The sequence below is a fragment of the Flavihumibacter sp. CACIAM 22H1 genome (assembly GCF_001601815.1).
In the GTDB taxonomy this organism is placed as follows: domain Bacteria; phylum Bacteroidota; class Bacteroidia; order Chitinophagales; family Chitinophagaceae; genus Flavihumibacter.
In genome coordinates this window covers 1-7,544 of record NZ_LUKG01000125.1, presented here as the reverse complement: position 1 = coordinate 7,544, position 7,544 = coordinate 1, and the positions used below count along the sequence as shown (strand labels likewise).

The window sequence follows — 7,544 nt, the reverse complement described above, 5'->3', positions numbered from 1 at the left end:
GTTCCGGGACGAGATGCAACAGAAATACCAACCGGCACAAAAAGCGGAAAAAGAGCCGGAAAAACATACTGAACCGGAAGACTACCAGAAAACCACCACGGCCCCGGATGGCAGTTTCATTTACGAAAAGCAGAAAGTAGCAGCCAGGTATGAACAGTTCCGCGTAAAAACGGATTGGGAAGAACCGGAAGCCCCCGGCAACCTGCACAACGCCCCGTATGTGGTGGCACTACAGGGACTGATATATGCCATGATCGGAGAACTGAAGCGCGGGGAAAAGATCATTTTAGACCTTCTAAGGGACAATTTCACGCAGGACGGTAAACCCCTGCAAACACACTTTGAAATCCCGGAAAAGGGAAGCAATGGCCGCAAATCGGATTATGAACGGGCGTTGTTGTCCCTGATCGGTGACATACAAAAAGAAATTCGGGACACGGCGAAAAAAATTTCCATCCTTAAAAACACGATGTAATGGAACCGTTTGAGAGGGCTTATAATTATTTAGCCATTGCAGCACAGGGAGCGGGAAAAACTACGTTTGCCATCAACATGATTAAAACGCTACGCCCCCTGCGGGTGCTGGTTTTAGACCCGGACGGGATGGAACCCAAATGGCAGCGGCTCCCGGAAATAGAGTTGTCAGACATACAGACCCTGCGCACGTTTACCGGGATACGTAAGGCGTATATAGAGCCGGGGGATTTTGCGCGGATTTATCAGCATTTTCATAATGGGCTGCTGATCCTGGACGATGCGGCCAACTATGCCGCAGAGGACGGGAAATTGGACAAGAATTTAAAGAAAACGATACGGCGTTCGCGGCAAAAACGGCTGTTTATCCTTATGATCACCCATAATTTCGGTGACACGCCGCCTTTCATGTTCCGTTTTGCTTCGGATTATGTGTTGTACTATACAGAGGATGCCATTGAAAAGCGCAAAAGTGATCTGCCATCGTACACCCGTTTCCAGTACATCAAAAAGATCATAGATCATATATCCGGCTTTGATGAAATTAAAATGCGTTGGAAATACGGGAAACACATTGGAAAAAAAGAACTGGTAGCAGGGGTATATGATGCATATATCATACACCACATGAAACAGTTCTTTCCGGGGGAAGTAGTGAAGCTGTAAAAAAACCGGGTTATGGTGGTAACCCGGCTTAAAGAGCAGCAAAAATACTACTCTTTTTTAGGTCTCCCGGTCGGGAGATAGCACAAATATAGTCTATTCATCGTTACATGGCCACTGTACCGACAGGTATAGTAATTTGTAAAACCCCTTCTATATCGAAGCGCATGTAGAGAAAATATAATCCGGTTCCCCAATTCCTTATTATTTCATACCTGTGATTCATTTCATGGTTGTGTAACTGCTCCAAATGGTGGTCAATTTCTTCTGTTAAAGTTCCATCAAATACCGAAAAGGTATTTTTAAGTCCGTCTAATATTTGGGCAGTACGGGAATGATTAAAATGCAGGGTAAACGTATATCCGTAGTAGAATTTTTCACAATGAATACGGGTAAACATGCCGTGTTCAATTGTTTCCGGGTTGTCAGCGGCATAACCGATATTAGGAAAGTATCTGAGGACACGCAAATATGGTCTGCAATCCGGGAATGTATCAGCAAACATTCCCAACAACTTCCCGGCTTCGGGCGCACCCTCATCATATATTTTTTGCAAATGAAATTCTATTTTATGTTGAAGGTCAGAAAGGTTGCTAATTTGTATTCTGTTTTCTTCTTCAAATGTATCATTGATACTATGGGCCAAATCTGCTGCCACAACAATAAGGTCAGGGTCTGATGGCATGGGGGTTAGTCTAATCCTTAGTTCATTTTTTTTATCGTTTTCAATGATACGTTTGTAATGTTGTTTTGCCTCAATTCCCCCGACAAATGTAAATCCATTTTTAGTGAGTAATTCATCGTAATCACTTAGTCTCTCCATATATTTTTTTATTTATAACATGCAACGTAAAAAAATAAAAAATGTTTCATTTTTTAAAAATAAATCTTGTCCTTTTTAAATAAAATACAGGTAAAAATCCGCCCGTATTTTACACGATACAACCCTTTATTTTCCAAGTATTGCAAGGCCTGTAAAGTCGCCGGAACTTTGTACATATTTCTGAAAAATGCACTTCGGAAAATTCATCAAAATCCAAAATCACATGGCGACACTACAAAAAAACATTCAGGCACTGACCAAAACAGGCCGCCTGTCGAACACCAAATCCCTGCAAATGGGCAATGTGCAGGTGGCAGATTTACAGGATTTGGGGCCGCTTTCAGGGGTGGGTTCCATTGCCACCATTTCGGGGGGATTGTCCTGCCGGATATGTTCACTTCATCCGTGAACTTCACGCACATTAACGCGACAGCCGCCGCCCAGCACGTATTATTTATTGACCCGATCGGGCTTGTCGCAAACAAAGCGAAACTGACGGGTACGGTGGCCCCAACCTCCTGTTCCTTCGGTTCTGCGGAGATTTTTAACGACTGGCTGAAATCAACCAAAGTGACATTTAAGGGAATTAATTATAAGGTGTCACAACTGGCCCAACAAGCGGAATTATTTTCTTTTTATAAAGCCTGGGGAAAAGGGGTGATCGTGCAGGAAGAAACCCCATTAGATTATGAGCGGAACACGCCGAATAACCCCAATATCCTCACGTTTGCCTGTGAGATTGCCATGACAAAAACCAGCGGGTTTTCTATGATCGTGCAGGCCAATACGCAGATTTCTTTAACCTTCTATATGCAGGAGGAAATGGGGCAATTGGTAATTGCTAACGACTAAAAAAAACAGCATGGGTAGTAATCTGGAATATTTGCAGGCCGCGATAGCAGGACAGGCAGCGGAATTTGTACAAAAGCCGGAAAATTTATTATTGGCGATCGTGTACAATAACCCTGAAGCAGTCAGCGACAACCTGCAATCTATTATGGGAGTTTCTTACGCGCAGGATGCGGAACAAATTATGAACTGGTTTGAGGAATACGGGGCGGAAATGGACGTAGATACATTGTATGATGTATTAAACGTTCCCTTCAATCCTGATGCGCAGAATGTCACGGCAGATTACTGGCAGGTGCTACAGTACCAGGCGGCGGCGGAGTACGGGGATACGGTCAACGATCCCCTCCGTCCCTGGGCGGAAACTTTTCCGCTGGCGATTGAAAATTTGTATAACAAATATTTCGAGGGCCAACAGGCAACAAGAAATATCGGCAGTGATATTGACCAGACAATTGAGGAAAAAACCGCAGAAAAAGAAAATGCCACACGCCGCAATAACCGCAGGCGCAGGCACTGGAAAACGGCGGCCATGATCTTAAATATTATCGTGGCCCTGTCCTTTCTGGCTTTTATTATAGCCGGAATTGTGATGCTGTCAAAAACGGAAAAGCCATAAAAGCAGCAGTATGAAAACCATACCTAACACCAGCGGAAATATGAGCGGACAACAGGGAAACAACCAGCAACAACCCCATACCAACGGGCAACCGGGAACCGGTGAAACCATAGCCACCACACCGCCCAAAAACTGGTGGGGTATTGCTGCTATGGGCTTTATTGGTCTGTTGGTCATTGGTTCCATTGTGTTAAGTGTCCTACTGACAGTATCAATAATACGTTTTTTAAATAAACGGGCTAAAGCATAAAGCATGGGCTATTACGAGGATTTACAGGTAAAATGCAAGGGCGGTGTTGGCCCGAATTGTACCCAGCGGGAATACAACGATTATTTATCGTGGATGCAGGAATACGGCAGCAATACAGGCAATGCCGGTTCCGGTGCCGGGAGTTGGTTTGACCGGATTATCGGCGGAATTTCTGATTTATCCGGGGTGGCATTTGGCATTTATGACCGCTCTACAGGATACACACCCGGTTATACAGGCCCGTATTACCCGCAGCAGGATACAAAGGGTCAAAAAACAGGAATATGGATTGCGGTAATTGTGGGGGCTTTAATAATCGGAGTAATTATGTTTTTTGCACTCCGGGGCAGGGGCAATACAAGGGCAGTAAAAACGGCATAACATGGGATATGTAGAGCTCATACTGGCCGTTGTACAGTCCGCCTTTGATTTTTTCAAACCGGCGGAAGATGTCATTCACGTGTATGACATTAAAAAGGAAAATGCGAATATTTCTTTATACATCGTCATGGGTTTGATTTTCCTGTTGACCATCGGTGTGATTGTGGCAGTGCTGGTAAATCGTTGATCGTATGGGCTGGTTTGAAAAAGATTTGATTACCAACTTCGACGACTGGCGCGAAGCGTACCAGTTGCAGGCCCGCACGGAAAAAGAAGAACGGGAATTTATTGAGGGATTTTTTCCGAAACTGCTTTCATATATGGGCGTGGCAATTATCATGGTCGTTGTATTGGTATTGATTATTCCCCCCAGAACGGCGCAGGCATGAATACGAGGCAATTTATAGCGGTGATCATCCTGTTTATCGGATTGGTGATTTTTATTGTCATACAGGGCAATAAAAACCGGGAACGGAAGCGGTTGCAAATCATACTGAATGAAGCCATACGGATTTTTCGCAGCAATTTAGAAATCACAGGCCCGGCAGCAGTCAAAGCCATGCAGGAAAAAGCCGCTTCACGCGGGTATTCCTACGAAGAAATGACCGCCCTTGACACGCTGTATATGATCGAACAAAACGGCGGAATTGACCAACGCAGCGGGGCCATGATACCGGGTTGGATCATAAAAGAGTACCGGAAAAAATATAACAAGCATGACTAAGCAGGGGAAAATATACATCGGGATCACGGCTACCCTGGGAGTTATTGCCCTGTTCCTGGCCTACCGGTATTTATTCGGAAAAGGCCCGGCAGACAAGCGAAAGGAGCAGATTTTTCAGCTGCTGGATACACATTTGCAGGAAAATAAAGATTGGGTATTGAGAGACCCGGACCCGACATGGCGGCGGAATATGAAAATATTTGCCTGCAAACATAACGTGACCTTTGAACAGGGATTAGCGCGGAACCTTGCTTATATCATTGAAACCGGCGGTTTACAATTTATAGTGGGAGAACAAACCTATACGGTTCCGCTGGATATTTTGCTACAGTGGAGAGATGCAAGGGACGGGCGCAGTCCGTACTACGGAACCCATCAATTCGCGCCGGAATGTACGGCAGATATGATTAGCCGGATTTACGCAGAAGAACGACCGGCAGGCAATACCAAACGCGGCAAATTTGGCGGAAGTGGAGCAAAGGAAAAATTTGGCGGGAATTAAATATACAAGGCAATGAAAAAGGGGCGTAGGATATGGATAGGGATCGGCGTAGGGCTGGCGGTGGTATTGATCGTTGTGGCCCTGATCTGGGCCTTTTCCGGAAAAAAAACACCGGATGCCACCCCGGCCCCAGGCGGTCGCAAAGTCGTTGACCCCGTGGGCGACACATTCAAAGACAAACAGGCAAATCCCAATGTGTCATTACGATAAAATTACCGGTGATGAATAATATTAAGGAGTATCTCACTAAACACTATAAAACCATCCTTATTTTGGTTGTAGCCATCGCTTTTGTAATTATTGTGGCAGTGATTATCTCCAATGCCATTAAAAATAACAAACCCGATGTTGTAAAATATGCAGGTTACAAACTGGACAAAGATGGGAACCTGATCTATACCGGAGAAATTACTTACGACCCGGTAACCCTTTCTGCTGCTATATACGAGGATATGAAGGGACATAATTTGCTGAATTGGGGACGTAGGAATATGACCGCTTACGGGGAATGGCTGGCGTTAAAAGAAGCAGAATTTATCGGGTTGTATAATTATTATAATGCCAAATACGCGAAAACGCATGATGACAACCTGTTATATCGTTTGTCACAGGAAAAGGAATGGACAGCACCGCCCGTATTAGGAAGTGATATTTTCAGGTTTCTGGGCTTTCCTTCTTTGGATGATATGGTAGGGGCCAGAGGTTTTTCTATCGTCCGGCAGGCCATATTAGATAAAGCGGATAACCTTGAAATTCCATATAAGAAAATTAAAAATTAATCAGATATGGGAACCCGGTTTTTTATATCATTTTTTTCTCACACGCTGGCAATTATCGTAGCGGTGTTTTTCCTGTGCTGGATATTCCGGTTACAGGCAATGACACGCCGCCGCCATAACGGGAAAAAGGATTGCGGATGTAATAAAGATCACCGAGAATGAGAATTACAGCGACAATGATAATTACCACGGTCATTGTGTGGATATTGGCCTTTATCGTGGTGGAATTATTCAAATATGCCGTGTGGGAACGCCTGTTTCCCCGGAATGAATGTAATTGTAAAGACCATGAATAATGTGTATTTCACCGTAGCAATAGTAATTTTTATCCTGGCTGTTGCCGGGGCTATTGCCATCTATGTAAAAATAAAATCAGTAATAGATAAATTCACTTCAATTTTTTAGGGTATGAAAAGAGGTTGGAAAGTCTTTTTAGGCATTATCGGTGCGGTCATACTGTTGGTATTGGGCGCTGGTATTTACAGGGGTATTAAAAAAGCAAACGAGGGAAAAAATGGCAACGGCAACACAACCAAAGGCAACGGCAACGGTGACGAAAACGACACCAAAAGCGGCGGGTAAATCCAAAAAAATAAATCCATGGGTTTTTTTGCTGGTGCTGGGATTGATCGGATTAGGGATTTTCCTTGTGTACAAATACCGCTTTGTTATTGCCGGGTGGTTTTCGGCCAGCAATTCCACGGATGGCCCCAGCGACCGCAAAACGCAGGAGCTCATTCACGCGGCATTGAACAATACCGGGGGGATTAATAACCCGACACCGCCCAATGTTACGCCGAAAAAGCCCCCGTATTGGCCGTTAAAAAAAGGCTCTAAAAACGATCATGTACGGTGGGTTCAGATCATGGTAAATAAAATTCCGAACACCGGCGGACGGCTTGTGGAAGATGGGAATTGGGGCGCTAAGACCGATGCAAAAGTATTGGCCGCCTCATCATTTTTTGGATTAAAAGGCTTACGCATTGAGCAAAACGACTTTTTTAAAATGATGTGTAAGACCTGGCCGGATTCTTCTTCCTGTAAACGCATTGAAAAGGACTGGATCGAAACAATAATATCAGGGGAATGAACGAATTTTTTAAGCAAATAGCCGAAGAAGGTATCCCGGTTCACGTAAAAATTGACCTCCCGGATAAAACCTTGTTGTTATTGGGTTTGGTGCTGTTGGTCGCCATTTTCTTTCCCAGATACTGGCTACTTACGTGACGTGGAAGATTCGCGGATAATGGCGACACAATGGGAAAATATTGAACAGGAAGGGTTAGCCCATATTGCAGCGGTCAAGGCCGGTTTAGACAATACCCGGAAATTAGAGGTTCGACTTGTCCGCCGCTGGTTTACATCCAATACGTCCATTGGCAAACTGTACCTCAATGGCAAACTGTATTGTTACACATTAGAAGATGTCAGCCGGGCGGCTTCAGAACCGAAAATATACGGGGAAACGGCCATACCCTAC

16 protein-coding genes and 1 pseudogene are annotated in these 7,544 nt (G+C 44.5%); 16 read left to right on the top strand and 1 reads right to left on the bottom strand.

Features of this window, described 5'->3' with window-relative positions:
- Both A1D16_RS20665 and A1D16_RS20660 read left to right on the top strand, forming a co-directional pair.
- Positions 1 to 475 (top strand): hypothetical protein (locus tag A1D16_RS20665; RefSeq protein WP_290713235.1); only part of this gene is annotated, 475 nt, incomplete at its 5' end.
- On the top strand, positions 475 to 1,140 hold the full coding sequence (locus A1D16_RS20660; protein ID WP_290713232.1) for an ATP-binding protein: 666 nt from the start codon (positions 475 to 477) through the stop codon (positions 1,138 to 1,140). The genes A1D16_RS20665 and A1D16_RS20660, both read left to right, overlap by 1 nt.
- 103 nt (positions 1,141 to 1,243) lie before the next feature.
- Here the strand turns inward: A1D16_RS20660 and A1D16_RS20655 are convergent, their stop codons facing one another.
- Complete coding sequence (locus tag A1D16_RS20655; RefSeq protein ID WP_290713229.1) at positions 1,244 to 1,960, bottom strand: hypothetical protein; 717 nt, start codon at positions 1,958 to 1,960, stop codon at positions 1,244 to 1,246.
- A 66-nt stretch (positions 1,961 to 2,026) separates the two neighbouring features.
- Between A1D16_RS20655 and A1D16_RS20650 the strand changes: the two genes are divergently transcribed.
- The 14 genes and pseudogenes from A1D16_RS20650 to A1D16_RS20585 all read left to right on the top strand — a co-directional run.
- The gene (locus A1D16_RS20650; protein ID WP_290713226.1) at positions 2,027 to 2,812 is read left to right on the top strand and encodes a hypothetical protein; all 786 of its coding nucleotides are present in this window, start codon (positions 2,027 to 2,029) and stop codon (positions 2,810 to 2,812) included.
- 10 nt (positions 2,813 to 2,822) lie between these two features.
- Positions 2,823 to 3,428, top strand: a complete 606-nt coding sequence (locus tag A1D16_RS20645) for a hypothetical protein (RefSeq protein ID WP_290713223.1) — start codon at positions 2,823 to 2,825, stop codon at positions 3,426 to 3,428.
- 10 nt (positions 3,429 to 3,438) lie between these two features.
- The gene (locus A1D16_RS20640; RefSeq protein ID WP_290713220.1) at positions 3,439 to 3,678 is read left to right on the top strand and encodes a hypothetical protein; all 240 of its coding nucleotides are present in this window, start codon (positions 3,439 to 3,441) and stop codon (positions 3,676 to 3,678) included.
- A 3-nt stretch (positions 3,679 to 3,681) separates the two neighbouring features.
- Positions 3,682 to 4,059: a hypothetical protein gene (locus A1D16_RS20635; RefSeq protein WP_290713217.1), complete on the top strand. Its 378-nt coding sequence runs from the start codon at positions 3,682 to 3,684 to the stop codon at positions 4,057 to 4,059.
- A 1-nt stretch (position 4,060) separates the two neighbouring features.
- Positions 4,061 to 4,246 carry a hypothetical protein gene (locus A1D16_RS20630; protein WP_290713214.1) on the top strand — a complete coding sequence of 62 codons (186 nt, stop codon included), beginning with the start codon at positions 4,061 to 4,063 and terminating at the stop codon, positions 4,244 to 4,246.
- 4 nt (positions 4,247 to 4,250) lie between these two features.
- Positions 4,251 to 4,448 (top strand): hypothetical protein, encoded by a 198-nt coding sequence (locus A1D16_RS20625; protein WP_290713212.1) that lies wholly within the window; start codon positions 4,251 to 4,253, stop codon positions 4,446 to 4,448.
- A complete protein-coding gene (locus A1D16_RS20620) occupies positions 4,445 to 4,783 on the top strand; it encodes a hypothetical protein (RefSeq protein ID WP_290713209.1) in 339 nt (112 codons plus the stop codon). Before A1D16_RS20625 ends, A1D16_RS20620 begins: the two co-directional genes overlap by 4 nt.
- Entirely contained in the window at positions 4,776 to 5,285 is a 510-nt protein-coding gene (locus tag A1D16_RS20615; protein WP_290713206.1) for a hypothetical protein, read from the top strand. The genes A1D16_RS20620 and A1D16_RS20615 overlap by 8 nt, the downstream gene beginning before the upstream one ends.
- 12 nt (positions 5,286 to 5,297) lie before the next feature.
- Positions 5,298 to 5,495, top strand: a complete 198-nt coding sequence (locus A1D16_RS20610) for a hypothetical protein (RefSeq protein ID WP_290713203.1) — start codon at positions 5,298 to 5,300, stop codon at positions 5,493 to 5,495.
- An 11-nt stretch (positions 5,496 to 5,506) separates the two neighbouring features.
- Positions 5,507 to 6,064: a hypothetical protein gene (locus tag A1D16_RS20605; RefSeq protein WP_290713201.1), complete on the top strand. Its 558-nt coding sequence runs from the start codon at positions 5,507 to 5,509 to the stop codon at positions 6,062 to 6,064.
- Between the two features lie 267 nt (positions 6,065 to 6,331).
- Positions 6,332 to 6,469: a hypothetical protein gene (locus tag A1D16_RS20600; RefSeq protein WP_290713199.1), complete on the top strand. Its 138-nt coding sequence runs from the start codon at positions 6,332 to 6,334 to the stop codon at positions 6,467 to 6,469.
- Between the two features lie 3 nt (positions 6,470 to 6,472).
- Entirely contained in the window at positions 6,473 to 6,646 is a 174-nt protein-coding gene (locus A1D16_RS20595; RefSeq protein WP_290713196.1) for a hypothetical protein, read from the top strand.
- A complete protein-coding gene (locus A1D16_RS20590) occupies positions 6,615 to 7,154 on the top strand; it encodes a hypothetical protein (protein ID WP_290713193.1) in 540 nt (179 codons plus the stop codon). Before A1D16_RS20595 ends, A1D16_RS20590 begins: the two co-directional genes overlap by 32 nt.
- A 156-nt stretch (positions 7,155 to 7,310) precedes the next feature.
- Positions 7,311 to 7,544, top strand: a pseudogene (locus A1D16_RS20585) (DUF5675 family protein); the annotation flags it as partial.

Coding starts and splice junctions, on each gene's coding strand:
- A1D16_RS20660 (WP_290713232.1), top strand. CDS start 475: ATGGAACCGTTTGAGAGGGCTTATAATTATTTAGCCATTGCAGCACAG.
- A1D16_RS20655 (WP_290713229.1), bottom strand. CDS start 1,960: ATGGAGAGACTAAGTGATTACGATGAATTACTCACTAAAAATGGATTT.
- A1D16_RS20645 (WP_290713223.1), top strand. CDS start 2,823: ATGGGTAGTAATCTGGAATATTTGCAGGCCGCGATAGCAGGACAGGCA.
- A1D16_RS20640 (WP_290713220.1), top strand. CDS start 3,439: ATGAAAACCATACCTAACACCAGCGGAAATATGAGCGGACAACAGGGA.
- A1D16_RS20635 (WP_290713217.1), top strand. CDS start 3,682: ATGGGCTATTACGAGGATTTACAGGTAAAATGCAAGGGCGGTGTTGGC.
- A1D16_RS20630 (WP_290713214.1), top strand. CDS start 4,061: ATGGGATATGTAGAGCTCATACTGGCCGTTGTACAGTCCGCCTTTGAT.
- A1D16_RS20625 (WP_290713212.1), top strand. CDS start 4,251: ATGGGCTGGTTTGAAAAAGATTTGATTACCAACTTCGACGACTGGCGC.
- A1D16_RS20620 (WP_290713209.1), top strand. CDS start 4,445: ATGAATACGAGGCAATTTATAGCGGTGATCATCCTGTTTATCGGATTG.
- A1D16_RS20615 (WP_290713206.1), top strand. CDS start 4,776: ATGACTAAGCAGGGGAAAATATACATCGGGATCACGGCTACCCTGGGA.
- A1D16_RS20610 (WP_290713203.1), top strand. CDS start 5,298: ATGAAAAAGGGGCGTAGGATATGGATAGGGATCGGCGTAGGGCTGGCG.
- A1D16_RS20605 (WP_290713201.1), top strand. CDS start 5,507: ATGAATAATATTAAGGAGTATCTCACTAAACACTATAAAACCATCCTT.
- A1D16_RS20600 (WP_290713199.1), top strand. CDS start 6,332: ATGAATGTAATTGTAAAGACCATGAATAATGTGTATTTCACCGTAGCA.
- A1D16_RS20595 (WP_290713196.1), top strand. CDS start 6,473: ATGAAAAGAGGTTGGAAAGTCTTTTTAGGCATTATCGGTGCGGTCATA.